We start from the raw sequence: 20,108 nt of genomic DNA on the forward strand, positions 1-20,108 counted from the left end.
GCTCAGGCCGAGGCTGCGTCGTAGAACAGCTCGCTGCTGCGCTGCTCGACCAGGGCTTGCTCGATAGCCGCCTGGTGCACTTCGTCGGCGTGCTCCTCACGGGCTTCGGGCTGGATACCAAGGCGAGCGAACAGCTGCATGTCCTTGTCAGCCTGCGGGTTGGCCGTGGTCAGCAGCTTCTCGCCGTAGAAGATCGAGTTGGCCCCGGCCATGAACGCCAGCGCCTGCATCTGCTCGTTCATCTGCTCGCGACCGGCCGACAGGCGCACATGGGACTTGGGCATGAGGATACGGGCCACGGCCAGCATGCGGATGAAGTCGAACGGGTCGACATCTTCTTCCTCGGCCAGTGGCGTGCCGGCAACCTTCACCAGCATGTTGATCGGCACCGACTCCGGGTGCTCGGGCAGGTTGGCCAGCTGGATCAACAGCCCGGCGCGGTCGTCCAGCGACTCACCCATGCCGAGGATGCCGCCAGAGCAGATTTTCATCCCGGCATCGCGCACATAGGCCAGGGTCTGCAGGCGCTCGCCATAGGTGCGGGTGGTGATGATGCTGGTGTAGAACTCCGGCGAGGTGTCGAGGTTGTGGTTGTAGTAGTCCAGGCCGGCCTGGGCCAGGGCCTGGGTCTGCTCCTGGTCGAGCTTGCCGAGGGTCATGCAGGTTTCCAGGCCCATGGCCTTGACCCCTTTGACCATCTCCAGCACGTAGGGCATGTCCTTGGCCGAGGGGTGCTTCCACGCCGCGCCCATGCAGAAGCGCGTGGAACCGATGGCCTTGGCCCGGGCGGCCTCTTCCAGCACCTTCTGCACTTCCATCAGCTTCTGTTTTTCCAGCCCGGTGTTGTAGTGGCCGGACTGCGGACAATATTTGCAATCTTCCGGACAGGCGCCGGTCTTGATCGACAACAGGGTCGACACCTGTACACGGTTGGGGTCGAAATGCGCGCGGTGCACGGTCTGCGCCTGGAACAGCAGGTCGTTGAACGGCTGCTGGAACAGCGCCTTGACCTCGGCCAGGGACCAGTCGTGACGTGTGGTTGCAATTGTACTGGCGCTCATCGGCGTTTCCTTATCTAGGGTCTGACTGACGCCGGGAGAAGAAAGCCCGCCAGCGCATCACGGATAGCCCGCATAGTCACGGAAGGCCCATGAACTGTCAACCAACCATAAAGACCATGGTTTACAACTGTACAAATATCAACCAGACATGTTTGTTATGCGACGCACCTGCCCATCAGCCTTATCCGCTGTGCATGGGCTGCGAGCAGGAATTGCCCTGGCTGGGCGACCACTGCCCCCGCTGCGCCCTGCCGCTGGCGATCGACGGCTTCTTGTGCAAAGGCTGTCGGCGCCGCCCGCCAGGGTTTCGCCAGGTGGTCGCGGCCTGGGAATATGCATTTCCGATCGACACGCTGATCAGCCGTTTCAAGCACAACAGCCAATGGCCGCTGGGGCGGCTGATGGCGCAGTTGCTCGGCCATGTCCTGGAGCATCGCTACAGCGAAGGCCTGCCACGCCCCGACGGACTGTTGCCGGTGCCCCTGGCCCGGCGTCGACTGCGCCAGCGTGGCTTCAACCAGGCGGCGATGCTGGCGCGCTGGCTGGCCCGGCAACTGAACCTGCCCTGCTGCGAACGCCTGCTCGAACGCTCGCGCGACACGCCAGCCCAGCAGGCCTTGGGGGCCCGGGCCCGCCGGCGCAACCTGCGCCAGGCCTTCAGCCTGTTGCCCGGCGTGGATGTCGAGGGCTTGCACCTGGCCGTGGTCGACGATGTGCTGACCACCGGCGCCACCGCGCAGGCCATCGCCCACGTGCTGCGCAAGGCTGGCGCCCGACGCGTGGATATATATTGCCTGGCCCGCACGCCCAGGCCGGGCCAGGCTTGACTTGGGCGCAACTGGACGGCAACGTCGCGGAACCTGAAGCAACCCCCGAAACCTGACCATGTCCCTGCCCGCCCTGCTCACCCAGCACATCGCCCGCCGTCCACAGCGCATCGCCCTGTTGCAGCATGTCGCCGAACAAGGCTCGATCACCCGCGCCGCCAAGGCCGCCGGCATCAGCTACAAGGCTGCCTGGGACGCGATCGACGAGCTCAATAACCTGGCTGCCCAGCCGCTGGTCGAGCGCAGCACCGGCGGTCGCGGCGGCGGTGGCGCGCGGCTGTCCGCCGAGGGTCAGCGAGTGCTGCGCCTGTATCAGCGCCTGCAGGCGCTGCAGGCAGAAATTCTCGAGTCCGCCGAGGACAGCAGCGACTTCGACCTGCTGGGCCGCCTTATGCTGCGCACCAGTGCGCGCAACCAGTTGCAAGGGCGCATCAGCGGGCTGCGTCGCGAAGGGCGGCATGACCGCGTCAGCCTGGACCTGGGCGGCGAGCTGGAGATCGAAGCCTTGATCACCCGGGGCAGTACCGAGCGCCTGGAGCTGACCCTGGGCGGCACGGTCGTGGCATTGCTCAAGGCAGGGTGGGTGCGCTTGCTGGGGGACGATGAGCAACCCGAGGCGGGCAGCAATTGCCTGAAGGCCGAGGTCGAAGAGGTGCTCGGTGGCGAGGACGCGTCCTGCGAGGTACGCCTGGCACTAGGCAACGGCCAGACCTTGTGCGCGCTTGCCGAGCAAGCGTGGCTGGGCGAGCATCGGATCGCCGCCGGCAGCGCGGTGCGCGTGCAGTTCCATCCGTCGTTCGTATTGTTGGGAGTGCCGGTTTAACCTGGGCGCAGGCTTGTCGGCGAAAGGGCTGCAACACAGCTCCAGATCGACGCCCTCGATATGGGCCGGCATGGGTTACCATGCGCCCACGCTGTCCCGTGCCTGGAGCTTGCATGTCCCACCCTTTCGATACCCTCACCCCCGATCTGGTCCTCGACGCCGTGGAAAGCCTCGGTTTTCTCAGCGATGCCCGGGTGCTGGCCCTCAACAGCTACGAGAACCGCGTCTACCAGGTGGGCATCGAAGGCGAACAACCGCTGATCGCCAAGTTCTACCGCCCCGGGCGCTGGAGCGATGCGGCCATTATCGAAGAGCACGCCTTCAGCGCCGAACTCACCGAGCACGAAGTGCCGGTGGTGGCGCCAATGCAACATGAGGGCCGGTCACTCTTCGAACACGCCGGCTTTCGCTTCGCCCTGTTCCCACGCCGCGGCGGCCATGCGCCGGAGCCTGGCAACCTCGACCAGTTGTACCGCCTCGGCCAGTTGCTTGGCCGCCTGCATGCCGTAGGCGCCACCCGGCCCTTCGTGCACCGTGAGCACCTGGCTGTGGACAACTTCGGCCACGCCTCGTTGAACACCCTGCTGGATGGCAGCTTCGTCCCCAAGGAACTGCTGCCGGCCTTCGAATCGGTCGCCCGCGACTTGCTCAAGCGCGTCGAGGACCTCTACGCCCGCACGCCGCATCAGTTGATCCGCCTGCACGGCGACCTGCACCCGGGCAACCTGATGCATCGCGACGATATCTACCACATGGTCGATCTCGACGACTGCCGCATGGGCCCGGCGGTGCAGGACCTGTGGATGATGCTTGCTGGCAGCCGCGAGGAGCGCCTGGGGCAACTGGCCGAACTGGTCGACGGCTACAACGAGTTCCACGACTTCGACCCGCGCGAGTTGGCCCTGATAGAGCCACTGCGCGCCCTGCGCCAACTGCACTACAGCGCTTGGCTGGCACGGCGCTGGGACGACCCGGCGTTCCCGCCGAGCTTCCCCTGGTTCGGCCAGCCACGCTACTGGGGCGACCAGATTCTCGCCCTGCGCGAGCAGCTCGCCGCCCTGGATGAAGAACCGCTGAAATTGTTCTAGATCTGCGCCAGGCGCTGTCTACAATAGGCGTCGCTTTATTTAGCTACCTAAGCAAGGATTCTGCATGCACGCCGCCAACCCGCGCCGCGGGTACATTCTGGGCCTCGGCGCCTACATCATCTGGGGCCTGTTCCCCCTGTACTTCAAAGCCATCCAGAGCGTCCCGGCGGTGGAGATCATCGTCCACCGGGTGCTCTGGTCGGCGTTGTTCGGCTCGCTACTGCTACTGGTGTGGAAACACCCCGGCTGGTGGCGCGAACTGCGCGAGAACCCACGGCGTCTGGCGATCCTGGCGCTCAGCGGCGCGCTGATCGCCGGCAACTGGCTGACCTACGTATGGGCGGTGAACAACGGGCGCATGCTCGAGGCCAGCCTCGGGTACTACATCAATCCATTGATCAATGTGCTGCTGGGCATGCTGCTGCTCGGCGAGCGCCTGCGCCGCCTGCAGTGGCTGGCCGTGGGCTTGGCCGCCCTTGGGGTGGCCCAGCAGGTCTGGCAAGTCGGCAGCCTGCCGTGGGTGTCGCTGGCCCTGGCGTTGTCGTTCGGCTTCTACGGCTTGATCCGCAAACAGGCGCCGGTACAGGCATTGCCCGGGTTGGTGGTGGAAACCTGGATGCTGGTGCCGCTGGCCATCGGCTGGCTGTTGCTGCACCCGAGCGCCAGCAGCGCCAATGCCGAGTTCTTCAGCAGCAGCGAAGCGTTATGGCTGATCGCGGCCGGCCCGGTCACCCTGGTGCCGCTGGTGTGCTTCAATGCCGCCGCACGCCATCTGCCCTATACCACCCTGGGCTTCCTGCAGTACCTGGCGCCAACCTTGGTGCTGCTGCAGGCGGTGTGGCTGTTCGATGAGCACCTGACCTCCAGCAACCTGCTGGCGTTCGCGTGCATCTGGGCGGGGCTGGCGGTGTACAGCGTCGATGCCTGGCTGAGTTTGCGCAAGCGCGCCTGATCAATTAATGATCAAACAGCTGCGAGCCACGGAATCCGTGGCCTGCAGCAAGCGCTCCAAAGGTTATCCACACCCTCGTCCCCGCCGTTTGTGCACAAGCTACTGAATAGTGGACGTTTTTTGCTCAAATCTCGCCAGGCCTTGCTGTTACTGGCCTCCAGCGTAGCGCCCCCAGCTTATCCACAGGGGCTTCCCCGCAAAATCGGGATAACCACCGCAGGGCCGCTCCTACAGGAAATCGAGATCCCCTGTAGGAGCGGCCTTGTGTCGCGATGGGGCGCGAAGCGGCCCCGGCAATCTTAAATCACTCCTCCGGCCGCAGCCGCAACTCCACCATCAGATCATCCGCCAGGCTCTCCAACCTTGCCTGCAAATCATCCAGCGACAAGGTCAAGGGCAGCGCCAGCAGCGCATCGGCCTGGAACAACGGCTCGCTGCTCATCGGCGCCGGGCGCACCTCGGTGCTCAGACGTTCCACGTTCACCCCAAGCTCTGCCAGCAGGCGAGTAATGTCGCGAACGATGCCGGGCCTGTCGTTGCCCACCAGTTCCATGGCGATCGGCTTCCAGGTGCAGGACGGCTCGATGCCGCTTTCGGCGATCAACACTCGAATGCCGTGGTCGCCCAGCTTCTGCAGCGACTCGACCAGCTCGGCATAGTTCTCCGCCGGCACCGCCACCCGCAGGATCCCGGCGAACTGCCCGGCCATGCGCGACATGCGGCTTTCCAGCCAGTTGCCATTGTGATCGGCAATGCACTGGGCGATACGTTCGACCTGCCCGGCCTTGTCGGGAGCGATCACGGTGAGTACGAGATGGTCCACGGGCCACTCCTTCTACTAAGCTCGGGCCGTCGCGAACGGCCATGAATTGGGGATCGCATCAGTATAGGCAAGGCGCGGCAACCTGCCGCAGGACAGTCCGCCGAATGAATCGTGTACTGTTTCAAGATTTATCTGGAACAATCCACCTGTTTTTTGCGAACATACGTTCTCCCAGCGTGACCCTATGCGACTGATCGGTCGCGCAACGACGTTTCTAGTCTGATGTTTACCTGCCTGCTGCTTCATGTAGTATGCATCGACGCGGACTACAAAACGTCGTTTGGAAGTCTGCCAAGGCGCCTGTGAAAATACGCCAACCGCCCGCCAGCCTGTCTGGCGAGCCGCACCCAGCCGCGCTCGATGCCGAGGGCATGCACTGGTGCCGTGTTTAGAGAAGCGCTACAGGCTTAATACAGAAGAGCGAAAGCGAAATAGCTGAGCAGAGGTGAGGCAAGCAATGACTGGATACGTTCAAGTCGGTGGCCTTCAGGTCGCCAAGGCCCTGTACGACTTCGTCAACGATGAAGCGATCCCTGGAACCGGCATCAAGGCCGATGAGTTCTGGGCCGGGGCGGCAGAGATCATTAAAGACCTCGCTCCAAAGAACAAAGCCCTGCTCGCCAAGCGCGACGAGCTGCAAGCCAAGATCGACGCCTGGCACCAGGCACGTCAGGGCCAGGCACACGACGCCGCGGCCTACAAAAGCTTCCTCCAGGAAATCGGCTACCTGCTGCCACAAGCCGACGATTTCCAGGCCACCACGCAGAACGTCGACGAAGAAATCGCCGTGATGGCCGGCCCACAGCTGGTGGTTCCGGTGATGAACGCCCGCTTCGCCCTGAACGCCGCCAACGCCCGTTGGGGTTCGCTGTATGACGCCCTCTACGGCACCGACGCCATCAGCGACGAAGGCGGTGCAGAGAAAGGCCAGGGCTACAACAAGGTACGTGGCGACAAGGTAATCGCCTTCGCCCGCGCCTTCCTCGACGAAGCCGCGCCCCTGGCCGCTGGCTCTCATGTCGACTCCACCGGCTACCGCATCGAAGCCGGCAAGTTGGTGGTTGCCCTCAAGGGCGGTAGCAACAGCGGCCTGCGCGACGACGCCCAACTGATCGGTTTCCATGGCGACGCCAAGGCGCCGACAGCCGTGTTGCTCAAGCACAACGGCCTGCACTTCGAGATCCAGGTCGACGCCAGCACCCCGGTCGGCAGCACCGACGCCGCCGGCGTGAAGGACATCCTGATGGAGTCGGCGCTGACCACCATCATGGACTGCGAAGACTCGGTCGCCGCGGTCGATGCCGACGACAAGGTCATCGTCTACCGCAACTGGCTGGGCCTGATGAAGGGCGACCTGGCCGAAAGCGTGAGCAAGGGTGGCAAGACCTTCACCCGCACCATGAACCCGGACCGCGAATACGCCGCGCCCAACGGCGGCAGCGTGACCCTGCATGGTCGCTCGTTGCTGTTCGTGCGCAACGTTGGCCACCTGATGACCAACCCGGCGATCCTCGACGCCCAGGGCAACGAGATCCCCGAGGGCATCCAGGACGGCCTGTTCACCAACCTGATCGCCCTGCACAACCTCAACGGCAACACCAGCCGCAAGAACACCCGCACCGGCAGCGTGTACATCGTCAAGCCGAAGATGCACGGCCCCGAGGAAGTGGCCTTCGCCGCCGAGATTTTCAGCCGCGTCGAAGACCTGCTGGGCATGCCGCGCAACACCGTCAAGGTCGGCATCATGGACGAGGAGCGCCGCACCACGGTCAACCTCAAGGCCTGCATCAAGGCCGCCGCCGAGCGCGTGGCGTTCATCAACACCGGTTTCCTCGACCGCACCGGCGACGAGATCCACACCTCGATGGAAGCCGGCGCCGTGGTGCGCAAGGGCGCCATGAAGAACGAGAAGTGGATCGGCGCCTACGAGAACAACAACGTAGACATCGGCCTGGCCACAGGCCTGCAGGGCCGCGCGCAGATCGGCAAGGGCATGTGGGCCATGCCCGACCTGATGGCCGCCATGCTCGAGCAGAAGATCGCCCACCCGCTGGCCGGTGCCAACACCGCCTGGGTACCATCGCCGACCGCCGCCACCCTGCACGCCCTGCACTACCACAAGGTCGACGTGCAGGCCCGTCAGCGCGAGCTGGCCAGCCGCACCCCGGCTTCGGTCGACGACATCCTGAGCATCCCGCTGGCGGCCAACACCAATTGGTCTGCCGACGAGATCCGCAACGAGCTGGACAACAACGCCCAGGGCATCCTCGGCTATGTGGTGCGCTGGATCGACCAGGGCGTGGGTTGCTCGAAAGTGCCGGACATCAACGATGTCGGCCTGATGGAAGACCGCGCCACCCTGCGCATCTCGGCGCAGTTGCTGGCCAACTGGCTACGCCACGGCGTGGTCACCCAGGACCAGGTGCTGGAAAGCCTCAAGCGCATGGCCGCGGTGGTCGACAAGCAGAACGCCGGTGACGCCCTGTACCGGCCGATGGCGCCGAACTTCGATGACAACATCGCGTTCCAGGCGGCGATCGAACTGGTGATCGAAGGCGCCAAACAGCCGAACGGCTACACCGAGCCAGTGCTGCACCGCCGTCGTCGCGAGTTCAAGGCGCGCAACGGGCTGTAAACAGCCAGCAACGCATCGCGGGGCAAGCCCGCTCCCACGCCTCTGCAGCGTGGGAGCGGGCTTGCCCCGCGATCGTTTTCAGACCTGATCCATTCTCAACTCACGTCGCACCAGCTCCAGGAGCTTCCCCAGGTCCACCGGTTTTAGCAGGAAATCCACCACCCCCAGGTGCATCACGTCCACCGCCTCCTTCACATCGGTGTCGCCCGACACCACGATGATCGACAGCGCCGCCCGCTCCGACTCACGTACCTGATGGATCAGCTCCAGGCCATCCGCCGGCTCCATGCGCAGATCAGTGATCATCAGCGCGATACGCGGCTCGTAATGCAGCTTGAGCATGGCCTCCTGCGCCCCATCGGCCGTCATGCAGGCTATACCCCGGCTCTTCAGGTACAGGCTCAACGCCTCGCTGTTCACTGGGTTATCGTCGACCACCAGTACCACGGGCCTCGGCGCGACAGGCGCAGTCACCCCGGCCAGCGCCTCGCGCTCGGCGTCACTCAGGATGTCGTCATGCTCAGCCATGGCCATCTCGTCAAAAAAATCTCGTTCGCAGCTTAGGACCGCAAAAGTTGCGTCACCCGGTTAGCCTTTCGTCGGGTCTTTGACAGCGCCCGCTCTAGACTTACGTCCAATGGGCACCACAGGACGGCCAGCCGACCATGGAGGCCGAGAACAACAAAGCCGACCTCTATACATAGATATATATAGTTCGGCGTAGCGATACGGTCAGCTTCATGAGCAAAAAGGACGCCTACACCCAGGCCGGCAGGACTGCGGTACTGCAGAACATCCAGGGAACCCTGCAATTTCTGCAGCGCTTCCCGCCGTTCAACCAGATGGAACACAGCCACCTGGCCTACCTGGTGGAACAGTGCCAGCTGCGCTTCTACGCGGGCGGCGAAAGCATCATCAAGCCCGCCGACGGGCCGGTCGAGCACTTCTACATCGTCAAGCAGGGCCGGGTGGTCGGCGAACGCCACCACGTGACCAAGCCAGGCACCGAGACCACCTTCGAGATCACCAGCGGCGAATGCTTCCCTTTGGCCGCGCTGCTGGGTGAACGGGCGACCCGCACCGAGCATTTGGCCGGCGAGGATACCTTCTGCCTGCAACTGAACAAGGCCGCGTTCATTCGGCTGTTCTCGATGTCCGACGTGTTCCGCGACTTCGCCTTGCGCGGCGTCAGCAGCCTGCTCGACCAGGTCAACCAGCAAGTGCGCCAGCGCGCGGTGGAAACCCTCGGCACCCAGTACTCGCTGAACACCCCGCTGGGCGAACTGGCGCTGCGCCATCCCGTGGTCTGCGCCGCCAACACCCCGCTGCGCGAAGCCGTGCACCTGATGCACGAACAGCAGGTCGGCAGCATCGTCATCGTCGACGCGCAGCGCTACCCTAGGGGCATCTTCACCCTGCGCGACCTGCGCCAGGTAGTGGCGGACCCAAGCGCCGAACTGACCGCGCCGATCGAACGCTACATGACACCCCGCCCCTTCTACCTCAGCCCCCAGGCCAGCGCCTTCGACGCCGCCATGGCGATGACCGAGCGGCATATCGCCCACGTCTGCCTGGTGGAGAACCAGCGCTTGTGCGGAGTGATCTCCGAACGCGACCTGTTTTCCCTGCAACGGGTCGACCTGGTGCACCTGGCGCGCACCATCCGCCACGCGCCACGCCTGGACAACCTGGTATCGCTGCGCGGCGAGATCGGCCAGCTGGTTGAGCGCATGCTCGCCCACGGCGCCTCCTCCACGCAGATTACCCAGATCATCACCCTGCTCAACGACCACACCGTGTGCCGGGTGATCGAGCTGGCCATCGCCGAGCGCGGCGACCCTGGCGTACCGTTCAGCTGGCTGTGCTTCGGCAGCGAAGGCCGCCGCGAGCAGACCCTGCACACCGACCAGGACAACGGCATGCTGTTCGAGGCCCGCGACCACGCCGAGGCCGAGGCGATTCGCGCCAGGCTGCTGCCGCTGGCCCAATGCATCAACCACAACCTGGCACAGTGCGGCTTCACCCTGTGCAAGGGCAACGTGATGGCCGGCAACCCCGAACTGTGCCTGTCGCGTGGCGAATGGGCGCGGCGCTTCGCCGGCTTCGTGCGCGAGGCCAGCCCGGAAAACCTGCTGGGCTCGAGCATCTATTTCGACCTGCGCGTGGTCTGGGGTGACGAGCAAGGCTGCGAGCAGCTGCGCCAGGCCGTGCTGGAACAGGTTGCCGACAACCGCCTGTTCCAGCGCATGATGGCCGACAACGCCCTGCGCCAGCGCCCGCCGGTGGGGCGCCTGCGCGAGTTCGTGCTGACCCGCCAGGGCGACGACAAGGCCGCCACCCTCGACCTCAAGGTGCAGGGCCTGACCCCCTTCGTCGACGGCGCCCGATTGCTGGCCCTGGCCAACGGCATTGGCGCCTGCAACACCCTTGAACGCCTGCGCCAGCTAGTGGCCAAGGGCGTCATCGAGGCGCTGGATGGCGCCGCCTATGAAGAGGCCTACCACTTCATCCAGCAGACCCGCATGCAACAGCACCAGCGCCAGAGCCGCGACAACCTGGCGTACTCCAACCGGCTCGACCCTGACAGCCTCAACCACCTGGACCGGCGCATCCTGCGCGAGTCCCTGCGCCAGGCCCAACGCCTGCAGAGCAGCCTGGCCCTGCGGTACCAGCTGTGAAGCTGTTCGCCTGGCTACGCCAGCCCATGCCCGAACTGGCCGCACCGCTGCGCCAGCGCCTGGCCCGCTTGCCGCGCCCGGCACCGGCGGCGGTGTGCTCGCTGCGCGAACAGCGCTGGGTGGTACTCGACCTGGAAACCAGCGGCCTGAACCCCAACCGCGACCAGGTCCTGTCGATTGGCGCAGTGGCCATCGAGGACGGCGCCATCGACCTGGGCCGTCCGTTCGAACGTACCCTGCACCGCCCTGAACAGAAGACCAACGCCAGCGTGCTGATCCACGGCCTGGGCCCTAGCGCCCTGGCCGCCGGCTGCGACCCGGCCGAGGCACTGCTGGAGTTGCTGGAATTCATCGGCGACAGCCCGGTACTGGCGTTCCATGCGCCGTTCGACCAGCGCATGCTCGAACGCGCCGTGAAAGGCAGCCTGGGCCTGCGCCTGCAGCATGCGTTCCTGGATGTCGCCGACCTGGCGCCGATGCTCAACCCCGACACCGTGCTGCGCGAAGCCGGGCTGGACGACTGGATCGCCCGTTTCGGCCTTGAAGTGCAGGCTCGCCACCATGCCAGCGCCGACGCCCAGGTGACCGCCGAGCTGGCGTTGATCCTGTTCAGCCAGGCTCGCCGCCAGCAATTGGACAGCCCACTGCAACTGCGTCAGCGGCTTGGCCAATGGCAGCGACGCAAGGTCCAGCAGCACAGCTTCTGACTCATGCATCGCCCCCGGGAGCGGCCTTGCCGAGGCCGCGCCTACAGGAGTTACACCTAGCCTGCATAGAATCGCAAAACGTTTGCTATTGCAGCCTCTGCCATGCTGGCAATCCGATAAGCGTCAATTGCGCCACCACCCTCGCCTCTGCCACAATCGCGAATAATTATCGTTAGTTAACGTATATTTTTCCGGGGGGCGTTCCTTGACGTCTGCGCACAGTCCACATGCCGAGCTGGTCGGGACGCTGTATCGCGACCATCGCGGCTGGCTGCTCGCCTGGCTACAGCGCAGCACCGCCTGTCGCCAGCGCGCCGAGGACCTGAGCCAGGACACCTTCGTGCGCCTGCTGGGACGCGACCAGCTGGACACCCCCCGTGAACCCCGGGCATTCCTGGCAGCCGTGGCCAAGGGCCTGCTGTTCGACCACTTTCGCCGCGCCGCCCTCGAGCAGGCCTACTTGGCGGAACTGGCACGGGCACCAGAAGCCGAACAGCCCTCCCCTGAACTCCAGCACCTGATCCTCGAAGACCTCAAGGCCATCGACCGCTTGCTCGGCAAGCTGTCGAGCAAGGCCCGCGCGGCCTTCCTGTACAACCGCCTGGACGGCCTCGGCCACGCCGAGATCGCCGAGCGCCTGGGGGTGTCTGTGTCCCGCGTGCGCCAGTACCTCGCCCAGGGCCTGCGCCAGTGCTACATCGCCCTGTACGGGGACCCGACATGAACCATGCCCCAGTGTCCAGCGAGGTGCTGGAAGCGGCCATCGCCTGGAAGCTGTGCCTGGATGAAGGTAGCGGTACCCCGGATGAGCGCAACGATTTCATGCGCTGGCATGCCGCCCATGAGGAGCACGCCCGCGCCTGGCGCCAGCTGGGCGCCCTCGATCAACGCGTGCAGGCCGCCGCCGGCCCGGTGCGGCATACCCTGATGCAGTCGCGCGCTGGCCTGCGCCAGCGTCTGGGCGGGTTAGGCGGTGGCCTGGCCGGCCTGTTGCTGCTGGCTGGCTTGCTGCTCGGTGCCGGGGTTCCGACCTTGGCACCGACCTACTGGTTGGCCGACCAGCGCACCGGCACCGGCGAAATGCGCACCCTGCGCCTGGAAGACGGCACCTTGCTGAGCCTGAACACCCAGACGGCGGTGGACATCGACTTCCAGGGCGAACAGCGGCTGATCGTGCTGCACCAGGGTGAAATCTCGGTCGAGACCGGCCATGAGGACACCCGGCCGCTGCTGGTACGCACCGAGGAAGGCCGCCTGAGGCCGTTGGGCACGCGCTTCCTGGTCAAGCGCGAAGACCAGGGCACCCGCCTGGAGGTGCTGCAGGCCTCGGTAGCCGCCAAGCCGCAGAACAGCGGCGATGAACAAGTGCTACGCGAGGGCCAGCAAGTGTTGATGAGCGCCGACGGCCTGGGCCGGGTTGCCCCAGTGGCGCCGGGCAGCGATGCCTGGACCCGCGGCATGCTGGTTGTGGACAACGTGCGCCTGGCCGAGCTGCTGGCCACCCTCGGCCAATACCGCAGCGGCCACCTGGGCGTCGCCGACGAGGTGGCCGACCTGCGCGTGAGCGGTAGCTTCCCGCTGGCCGACACCGACCTGGCCCTGGCCTCGCTGCTGCCGGCGCTGCCAGTGAAGATCGAACGGCACACGCCGTGGTGGGTGACCGTCACCGCCAGATAAACCCACACCTAACAGCCCTTTGTAAGAGCTGGCTTGCCGGCTCGCAAAGGCTTGTGCAAATCAGTCGCATTTTTTTTCACGCCCCCCCTGTCACTTTCCCACTCTCGCTCGGCAAGGAAGCAGTCAGCACTATTTCGTCGAGGAGCCGCTGCATGTCCCGTGCCGTTGATGCTTTGCTTCGCCCCAGCCTGATGGCCCTGGCCATTGGCCTGGCCGCCCCGTTGGCCAGCCCGGCCCTGTTCGCCGCCGAACAGGCGGTGCCACAAGCCTACAACCTGCCCAGCGGCCCGCTGGCCAGCACCCTCAACCAGATCGCCAGCCAGGCCGGCATTGCCCTGGCCATTGACCCGAGCCTGGTCCAGGGCCGCGCCTCGGCCCCCGTCAACGGCCAGTACGATGCCCTCGGCGCCATGCAGGCAGCCCTGCGCGGCACCGGACTGCAATTGCAGCAGGGCAGCGCCGGCAGCTATAGCCTGGTGGCCGTCTCTGAGGGCACCCTGGCGCTGCCGGAAACCAATATCAACGCCAACAGCAGCTACGAAAGCGCCTGGGGACCGGTCGAGGGCTATACCGCCAAACGCACAGCCGCCGGTACCAAGACCGACACCGCACTGGTCGAAGTCCCACGCTCCATTTCCGTCGCCACCCGCCAGCAGATGAGCGACCGCGGCGTGCAAAGCCTGGATGACGCGGTGAAGTACATGCCGGGCATCGTCTCGGCCAGTTTCGGCAGCGACACCCGCTATGACTGGATGCGCGTGCGCGGTTTCGAGCCGACCCAGTTCCTCGATGGCCTGCCCCTGCCTCGCGGCGTGTATGCCAACCCGAAAGCCGAAACCTGGAACCTCGACCGCCTCGCGCTGTTGCGCGGCCCGGCCTCGTCGGTCTACGGCCAGACCCCGCCCGGCGGTCTGCTGGACATGGTCAGCCGCCGCCCACAGGCAGAAAGCAGCCACGAGATCCAGCTCCAGTACGGCAGCGACAATCACCGCCAGATCAACTTCGCCAGCACCGGCAAGATCGATGAGCAAGGTCAGTTCCTCTATGGCATCAGCGGTGTCGTGCGCGACAGCGGTACGCAGATCGACCATATCGAGAACAAACGCTACAACATCGCCCCAAGCCTGACCTGGAACATCGACGAAGACACCTCGCTGACCTTCCTCAGCCAGTTCACCCGTGACGATACCGGCGCCACCAGCCAGTTCTACCCCATACAAGGCACCAAGATCGACATGCCATTCGGCAAGATCTCCCGCCACAAGAATCTTGGCGATCCGGACTACGAGTTCTACGACCGCACTTACTACGCCCTGGGTTATGCCTTCGAGCATCGTTTCAACGATGTCTGGCAATTCCGCCAGAACCTGCGCTACACCAAGAGTGAACTGTCGTTCCAGACCATCACCGTCGGCAGCTACAACAAGGACACCCCTCCAGTCACCGATGACGGCATTGCCAATCGCATGTCCACCAACGTCGATGAAGACATCAGCCAGTTCGCCCTCGACAACAATTTCCAGGCCGACTTCACTACCGGCGACATCAGCCACACCGTGCTGATCGGCCTGGACCATCAGCGCACCGAGTCCGACTTCCTCTCCATCTATGGCTTCGGACTACCGACCACCAACGTCAATAATCCGGTGTACGGTTTGCCGATCACCCGACCGCCCCGTTCCTCGGCTTACCTGGACTACAACCAGAAAACCGTCCAGACCGGGCTCTACCTCCAGGACCAGATGGCACTCGACAAATGGCGCCTGACCCTGGGCGGGCGCGAGGACTGGGTACACACTGGCACCACCTTCCACAACCTGGGTGATGCCACCAACACCCAACGCGACAAGCAGTTCAGCGGCAACGCGGCGCTCAGCTACGTATTCGATTCAGGCTTCGTCCCCTACCTGTCCTACGCCGAGTCATTCCAGCCGAGCAGCGGCTCTGAAGCCAGCCCTGAAAAGTCGTTCAAGCCCACCGAAGGCAAGCAGTGGGAACTGGGTATCAAGTACCAACCCCCTGGTTCCAACACTTTGTTGTCCGCCGCTGTGTATGACCTCACCCAGAAAAACGTGACCGTCACCAACAACGTGGGTGGAAAGCCCGTCTCCAGCCAGACGGGTGAAGTGAAAGTCCACGGCCTGGAGCTTGAGGCGGTCTCGGACGTCACCGACAACCTCAAGGTGATCGCCGCCTACACCCTGGCCAAGTCCGAAGTCCAGAAAGGGCAGTACAAAGGCAACCGCCTGCAACAGATGCCCAACCAGCAGGCCTCCTTGTGGGCCGACTACACCTGGCATACCGGTGTGCTTGACGGCTTCGGCATTGGCTTGGGCGCACGTTACACCGGCAATCGCTACGGTGACGAAGCCAATACCTGGCTCGGCAAGAGCAAGGCCTACACTGTGTTCGACGCCGCCGTGCACTATGACCTGGGCCGCCTGGACAACAGCCTCAAGGGCGCCTCGGTGGCCATCAACGCCAGCAACCTGCTGAACAAGGACTACCTCTCCACTTGCGATGGGTACTACTGCTACTACGGCGATCAGCGTAGCGTCGTCGCCAGCGCCACCTACAAGTTCTGAGTGGGCATCGCGGGTCTAGTCCGCTCCTACAGATCGTGGGAGCGGACTAGACCCGCGATTGCGTAAGGAGCCGTGATGAAAAGCCTAACCATCCGCCGCTGGTCGGCGATCCATACCTGGAGCAGCCTGGTGTGCACGCTGTTCCTGCTGCTACTGGCACTGACCGGCCTGCCGCTGATCTTCCACCACGAACTGGAACACCTGCTGGGCGACGCTCCCGAACTGCGCGAGATGCCCGCCGGCACCCCGCACCTGGACCTGCAACAACTGGTGCTCAAGGCCGAGCAGCACCGCCCCGGCGAGGTGATGCAGTACTTCGGCTACGAAGCAGACGAACCCAACGGCGTGGTGGCGATCATGGCCGCCACCGCCGGCACCCACCCCGACTTGTCTCACACCTTCATGCTCGACGCCCGCACCGGCGAGGCCGTGGCCATGCCAGCGGCCAACGGCGGCTTGATGATGACCTTCCTGCGCCTGCACGTGGACATGTTCGCCGGCCTGCCCGGCAAGTTGCTGCTGGCCTTCATGGGCGTATTGTTCGTGGTGGCGATCGTCTCTGGCACCGTGCTTTACGCACCGTTCATGCGCCGCTTGAAGTTCGCCACGGTGCGCCACGACAAGTCCACGCGCCTGCGCTGGCTCGACCTGCACAACCTGATCGGCGTGGTCACCCTGACCTGGGCCCTGGTGGTCGGTGTCACCGGGGTGATCAGTGCCCTGTCGGACCTGGTGATCGCCGCCTGGCGCAACGACAGCCTGGCGGCCATGGTCGCTCCCTACCGCGATGCCCCGCCGCTCACCGAACGCGCCGCGGCCACCCGGCTGCTGACGATCGCCGAACAGGCCGCGCCCGGCATGCGCCCGGATTTCATCGCCTTCCCTGGCACGCGCTTCTCCAGCGAACACCATTACGCGGTGTTCATGAACGGCGCCACGCACCTGAGCGCGCACCTGTTCACGCCAGTGCTGATCGACGCCCGCACCCTCGAGGTGACCGCCGTCGGCGATCGCCCCTGGTACATGGACGCCATGGGCCTGTCGCAACCCTTGCACTTCGGCGACTACGGCGGCCGGCCGATGCAGATTCTCTGGGCGCTGCTCGATGTACTGACCATCGTCGTGCTGTGCAGCGGCCTGTACCTGTGGTGGGGTAAACAGCGTAAACCAAGGGAGCCACGCTCATGAGCCATGCCTCGCAATCAACCCGCAGGATTTTCGCCTGGCCACTGCTGATCGCCCTGCTCAGCGGCGCCGGTCTGTTCGCCGCGCTGCTCGGCGACGGCATCTGGGACGGCCTGGCCTGGCTAGGCCTGGGGCTCTCGGCGGCACTGGGGCTGAGCGGCTTCTGGCGACGCCGGCAACCATAGCCGGCTACCACCTCGACCAGGCCAGTCATCGGCATGGTGGGTGCTTGACCCGCCAGGAGCCCGATCATGACCCCTCTCGAACGCCTCACGGCCCTTGACGCGCGCATCAGCGAGCTGCAACAGGGCCAACCCAGCCTCGACCCCAATCTCGCCCCACAACAGCAGCGTCAGCACTTCTTCAGCGAGCTGGCCAGTTTCTGGAGTACCCAGGGCAGCGATGGGGTGCGCCGCCAGCAAGCCCTAGCCCAGCTACGCCAACAGCAAATACAGGCAGAACTCGAACTGCGCCTGGCCGATGCAACCCTCGATGACACCGACGAACTCCTCCTGCGCACCTGCCTGGCCTATCCCTCGGCCTGGCAGCGGCAAGCCACCGCGCAACCACGTGCAGAAGTCTTTCGCCCCTGGTTCAGCACGCACACCCCGAACCGACGCTGCCATCTACCCGGCACCGTGGTGATCGTCGCCGCCCCACAGGGCGCCGAAGTCATTCCGGGCCTGGTCCGCGGCAAGGCCTTGCTCTGCAGCCTGCCCCATGGAATAGAAGCCTTCCCCAGCCTGATGGACCTGCATGTCGAGCTGTGCGAACGCCTCGACGATCCTTTGCAATCCCAGGCACTGTTGAACCTGGTGAGCCGCGACGCGGACCGAGCGATCATTGAGCAGGCCGATCGCCTGCGCTACGAATGGTACCCAGACGATCCCTTCGCCTATCAGGCCCAGGCCCTGATCGAACACCAACGTACCCGGCTCACCAGCGCATGGCCCCCAGCATCGAGCGTGCTCACCGACCTGCTGGACCTGAAAGCCCAGATTGGCAGCCAGCTACCCTTGGCCACGCGTTACGCCCTGCTGCTGGAGAAGCATCTGCCCGACTGGCTGCGCAACGCGTCAGCAGGTCAACTGGCGCACGTCATGCAAACCCTGCAGGAGCTGGCTGGCGCCATCACCCATGCCAGCGCGCCGGGGTTACTGACGCTTGAGCAATTCCGTCACCAGCATGATCTGCTCAGCTGGGTCCGCGCACGCCTTGGCGAAGGCCTGCGCTGGAACCCTGGCATCGATATCCCGCCCGAGGACATCCGCGTCAGCGTCACCCTCGCCCGCCGCAAGGGCCCGCTGGTCAACCCCTTGCAGCCCTCGGCATACATTGCCGTCAACAGCCGGCCTCATGCAGACGAAACCGTCGAGCTCATCCCCATGACCTACAGCCTCGAGCAACTGGCCCTGCTCAACATCGCCTGGTTCGATGTCGACTACTGGCTCACCGCTCGGGTACACCTGGATGACGGCGAGGCCATACCGGCGTTGACCCCGGCACGGGTCAAGGCCCTGGTGCGCAATCTCGACGCCGGCACCAGCTACAACCGTTTCCTGCGCCGCAACCTGCTCGATTCGGGGCACGCACAGTGGCGCCGCGAGGCCCATGCGCGCCTGAACCGCGCGCGCATGCACGCGGAGGCCGCCAAGGCCCGCTATGCCGGGCACTTCCTGGTTGGCACGATGGAACGTGGCTACCGCTGGGCACGGGCCGTGATCGAGCACCCCCACAGTGCAGAACGTTTCACCGCCGAGGGGGAGCGGATCAGCGTGCGCCAGTTGATCCTCAAGGGGCATACCGTGCACGGCCTGCTCCTGCTCACCCAGGATGCGCCCCACAGCGCTAGCGTGGTGATCTATGCCCCAGACGCACCCGACCGGCGTCCCTGGCGGGAATATCGGACAACCCGCGAGGTACTGCGCGACCTGCGCGGCAACCCTGCGCTACGCCAATACGTGAGCGACCGCATGCCACTGGCCAACCCCAGTAAAACCGGCGAGCTGCTGCGCAAGGGGCGCCTCGGCCCGCATGTGCGGCGTCCACTCATCACCGGCAACCTGTTCGATGAGGTCTATCGCGCCGAGGTCCGTGGCCTGATGGCGCAAACCGATGCCAGTAGCCGCAGCAACCGTGAACTGCTCGGCCGTGTCGGCCTGGATACGTTGCGCATCCTGCTCGACCTGCTCAGCCTGGCCCTGCCCTACCCCGCCATGGCCGCGCTGGCGTTCGGCCGGTTGTGCATCTCCGTGCTCGACGGGGTGCAAGCCATGGGCGAGGACAATCAACAGGAAGCCTTGCATCACGCGTTCGCGGCCCTGAGCCACTCGCTCGACGCACTGAACAATCTGGTCGATGGCGTAAGCCCCCTACCAGCTGGCGTCAAGGGTTTCTCCGGATCAACGCTGATGCGGCGTGCCATACGGGGACTGCCGCCGCCCCGGCCGCTGACACTGCCGCCACGGTATGCACTGCCCGTGGAAACCAGCACGTTGCGCTATCGCCTCGACGGTATCCATGGCGAAGGGGTCTTCGAAAAGCTCGGTGCCAACGCCGGACTGAACCAGTACTTCATCCGCGATGGCCAAGGGCGCCACTACCACGTCAGTTTTGATGGGCAACGGTGGCGTGTGAGCGACCCCAGGCAACCAGACGCCTACATCAAACAGCCACTCAAGCGCCTGCAGGACGGGACCTGGGTGATCGATTCGCCGGTGCTTTGGCATGACGGGCTACCCAATGTGCGGCAACTGCTGGATGACTGCCAATTGGTGTCCCAACTAAATGGAATGCCGGTGGACGGGGAGTCCGCGCTGTTCGATGCCGAGGGTGTGCTGTACCTGCAAGTCAACGACCGGCAGCTACCCGTGCGCAGGCATCTGCTGGCCGGGCATTACCACTTGCAGATGCCCCAAGGCGTGCCAGGTGCCGTGGGGGCCTGGGCGGTGCTGCGCAAGGTCGAGGGGGCGTGGCGGATCCGCATCCGCCAGGCCGGGCGCAGCAGTGACTGGCTGGCGTTGGCATAAACCCGGCGACGTGAAGGATGGCACCGGCTTCGCCGGCA

The 20,108-nt window shown here is 64.9% G+C and carries 16 protein-coding genes; 13 read left to right on the top strand and 3 right to left on the bottom strand.

From position 1 onward, the window contains the following. Nucleotides 1–2 precede the first annotated feature (2 nt). The gene (gene bioB / locus E3U47_RS04675; RefSeq protein ID WP_134689842.1) at nucleotides 3–1,061 is read right to left on the bottom strand and encodes a biotin synthase BioB; all 1,059 of its coding nucleotides are present in this window, start codon (nucleotides 1,059–1,061) and stop codon (nucleotides 3–5) included. Nucleotides 1,062–1,150: 89 nt separating this feature from the next. Between bioB and E3U47_RS04680 the strand changes: the two genes are divergently transcribed. The 4 genes from E3U47_RS04680 (at nucleotide 1,151) to rarD (ending at nucleotide 4,751) form a co-directional block, all read left to right on the top strand. Then, on the top strand, nucleotides 1,151–1,888 hold the full coding sequence (locus tag E3U47_RS04680) for a ComF family protein (RefSeq protein WP_134689843.1): 738 nt from the start codon (nucleotides 1,151–1,153) through the stop codon (nucleotides 1,886–1,888). Between the two features lie 58 nt (nucleotides 1,889–1,946). Next, the gene (locus E3U47_RS04685) at nucleotides 1,947–2,711 is read left to right on the top strand and encodes a TOBE domain-containing protein (protein ID WP_134689844.1); all 765 of its coding nucleotides are present in this window, start codon (nucleotides 1,947–1,949) and stop codon (nucleotides 2,709–2,711) included. Between the two features lie 113 nt (nucleotides 2,712–2,824). Beyond that, the gene (locus tag E3U47_RS04690; protein ID WP_134689845.1) at nucleotides 2,825–3,799 is read left to right on the top strand and encodes a serine/threonine protein kinase; all 975 of its coding nucleotides are present in this window, start codon (nucleotides 2,825–2,827) and stop codon (nucleotides 3,797–3,799) included. A gap of 64 nt (nucleotides 3,800–3,863) precedes the next feature. Then, on the top strand, nucleotides 3,864–4,751 hold the full coding sequence (rarD, locus tag E3U47_RS04695; protein WP_134689846.1) for an EamA family transporter RarD: 888 nt from the start codon (nucleotides 3,864–3,866) through the stop codon (nucleotides 4,749–4,751). A 304-nt stretch (nucleotides 4,752–5,055) separates the two neighbouring features. Here rarD and E3U47_RS04700 read toward each other — a convergent pair whose 3' ends face one another. Beyond that, complete coding sequence (locus E3U47_RS04700) at nucleotides 5,056–5,574, bottom strand: glycine cleavage system protein R (protein ID WP_134689847.1); 519 nt, start codon at nucleotides 5,572–5,574, stop codon at nucleotides 5,056–5,058. Between the two features lie 457 nt (nucleotides 5,575–6,031). On the opposite strand from E3U47_RS04700, the gene E3U47_RS04705 reads away from it, so the two are divergent. Continuing rightward, the gene (locus tag E3U47_RS04705; protein WP_134689848.1) at nucleotides 6,032–8,209 is read left to right on the top strand and encodes a malate synthase G; all 2,178 of its coding nucleotides are present in this window, start codon (nucleotides 6,032–6,034) and stop codon (nucleotides 8,207–8,209) included. Nucleotides 8,210–8,287: 78 nt separating this feature from the next. On the opposite strand, the gene E3U47_RS04710 is transcribed toward E3U47_RS04705, so the two are convergent. Further along, on the bottom strand, nucleotides 8,288–8,743 hold the full coding sequence (locus E3U47_RS04710; protein WP_256660225.1) for a response regulator: 456 nt from the start codon (nucleotides 8,741–8,743) through the stop codon (nucleotides 8,288–8,290). Between the two features lie 206 nt (nucleotides 8,744–8,949). Here E3U47_RS04710 and E3U47_RS04715 point away from each other — a divergent pair, with 206 nt between their 5' ends. The 8 genes from E3U47_RS04715 to E3U47_RS04750 all read left to right on the top strand — a co-directional run bounded on the left by E3U47_RS04715 (nucleotide 8,950) and on the right by E3U47_RS04750 (nucleotide 20,070). Then, nucleotides 8,950–10,887, top strand: a complete 1,938-nt coding sequence (locus E3U47_RS04715) for a putative nucleotidyltransferase substrate binding domain-containing protein (RefSeq protein ID WP_134689850.1) — start codon at nucleotides 8,950–8,952, stop codon at nucleotides 10,885–10,887. Beyond that, nucleotides 10,884–11,594 carry a PolC-type DNA polymerase III gene (locus E3U47_RS04720; protein WP_134689851.1) on the top strand — a complete coding sequence of 237 codons (711 nt, stop codon included), beginning with the start codon at nucleotides 10,884–10,886 and terminating at the stop codon, nucleotides 11,592–11,594. The genes E3U47_RS04715 and E3U47_RS04720 overlap by 4 nt, the downstream gene beginning before the upstream one ends. Before the next feature lie 205 nt (nucleotides 11,595–11,799). After that, complete coding sequence (locus tag E3U47_RS04725) at nucleotides 11,800–12,318, top strand: RNA polymerase sigma factor (RefSeq protein ID WP_134689852.1); 519 nt, start codon at nucleotides 11,800–11,802, stop codon at nucleotides 12,316–12,318. Continuing rightward, nucleotides 12,315–13,271: a FecR domain-containing protein gene (locus E3U47_RS04730; RefSeq protein WP_134689853.1), complete on the top strand. Its 957-nt coding sequence runs from the start codon at nucleotides 12,315–12,317 to the stop codon at nucleotides 13,269–13,271. The genes E3U47_RS04725 and E3U47_RS04730 overlap by 4 nt, the downstream gene beginning before the upstream one ends. Nucleotides 13,272–13,423: 152 nt before the next feature. Beyond that, a complete protein-coding gene (locus E3U47_RS04735; RefSeq protein ID WP_134689854.1) occupies nucleotides 13,424–15,856 on the top strand; it encodes a TonB-dependent siderophore receptor in 2,433 nt (810 codons plus the stop codon). Nucleotides 15,857–15,931: 75 nt separating this feature from the next. Beyond that, nucleotides 15,932–17,044: a PepSY domain-containing protein gene (locus tag E3U47_RS04740; protein WP_134689855.1), complete on the top strand. Its 1,113-nt coding sequence runs from the start codon at nucleotides 15,932–15,934 to the stop codon at nucleotides 17,042–17,044. Continuing rightward, nucleotides 17,041–17,226 carry a hypothetical protein gene (locus E3U47_RS04745; protein WP_134689856.1) on the top strand — a complete coding sequence of 62 codons (186 nt, stop codon included), beginning with the start codon at nucleotides 17,041–17,043 and terminating at the stop codon, nucleotides 17,224–17,226. The genes E3U47_RS04740 and E3U47_RS04745 overlap by 4 nt, the downstream gene beginning before the upstream one ends. 66 nt (nucleotides 17,227–17,292) lie before the next feature. Beyond that, a complete protein-coding gene (locus E3U47_RS04750; protein ID WP_134689857.1) occupies nucleotides 17,293–20,070 on the top strand; it encodes a dermonecrotic toxin domain-containing protein in 2,778 nt (925 codons plus the stop codon). The last annotated feature ends 38 nt before the right edge of the window (nucleotides 20,071–20,108 follow it).

It is taken from the genome of Pseudomonas sp. RIT623 (genome assembly GCF_004519305.1).
Taxonomy (GTDB): domain Bacteria; phylum Pseudomonadota; class Gammaproteobacteria; order Pseudomonadales; family Pseudomonadaceae; genus Aquipseudomonas.

Excerpts from the sequence above, each read along its gene's own strand:
- rarD (WP_134689846.1), top strand. The coding sequence starts at position 3,864 with ATGCACGCCGCCAACCCGCGCCGCGGGTACATTCTGGGCCTCGGCGCC.
- E3U47_RS04730 (WP_134689853.1), top strand. The coding sequence starts at position 12,315 with ATGAACCATGCCCCAGTGTCCAGCGAGGTGCTGGAAGCGGCCATCGCC.
- E3U47_RS04750 (WP_134689857.1), top strand. The coding sequence starts at position 17,293 with ATGACCCCTCTCGAACGCCTCACGGCCCTTGACGCGCGCATCAGCGAG.
- E3U47_RS04745 (WP_134689856.1), top strand. The coding sequence starts at position 17,041 with ATGAGCCATGCCTCGCAATCAACCCGCAGGATTTTCGCCTGGCCACTG.
- E3U47_RS04735 (WP_134689854.1), top strand. The coding sequence starts at position 13,424 with ATGTCCCGTGCCGTTGATGCTTTGCTTCGCCCCAGCCTGATGGCCCTG.
- bioB (WP_134689842.1), bottom strand. The coding sequence starts at position 1,061 with ATGAGCGCCAGTACAATTGCAACCACACGTCACGACTGGTCCCTGGCC.
- E3U47_RS04710 (WP_256660225.1), bottom strand. The coding sequence starts at position 8,743 with ATGGCCATGGCTGAGCATGACGACATCCTGAGTGACGCCGAGCGCGAG.
- E3U47_RS04685 (WP_134689844.1), top strand. The coding sequence starts at position 1,947 with ATGTCCCTGCCCGCCCTGCTCACCCAGCACATCGCCCGCCGTCCACAG.
- E3U47_RS04715 (WP_134689850.1), top strand. The coding sequence starts at position 8,950 with ATGAGCAAAAAGGACGCCTACACCCAGGCCGGCAGGACTGCGGTACTG.
- E3U47_RS04740 (WP_134689855.1), top strand. The coding sequence starts at position 15,932 with ATGAAAAGCCTAACCATCCGCCGCTGGTCGGCGATCCATACCTGGAGC.
- E3U47_RS04680 (WP_134689843.1), top strand. The coding sequence starts at position 1,151 with ATGAACTGTCAACCAACCATAAAGACCATGGTTTACAACTGTACAAAT.
- E3U47_RS04705 (WP_134689848.1), top strand. The coding sequence starts at position 6,032 with ATGACTGGATACGTTCAAGTCGGTGGCCTTCAGGTCGCCAAGGCCCTG.
- E3U47_RS04690 (WP_134689845.1), top strand. The coding sequence starts at position 2,825 with ATGTCCCACCCTTTCGATACCCTCACCCCCGATCTGGTCCTCGACGCC.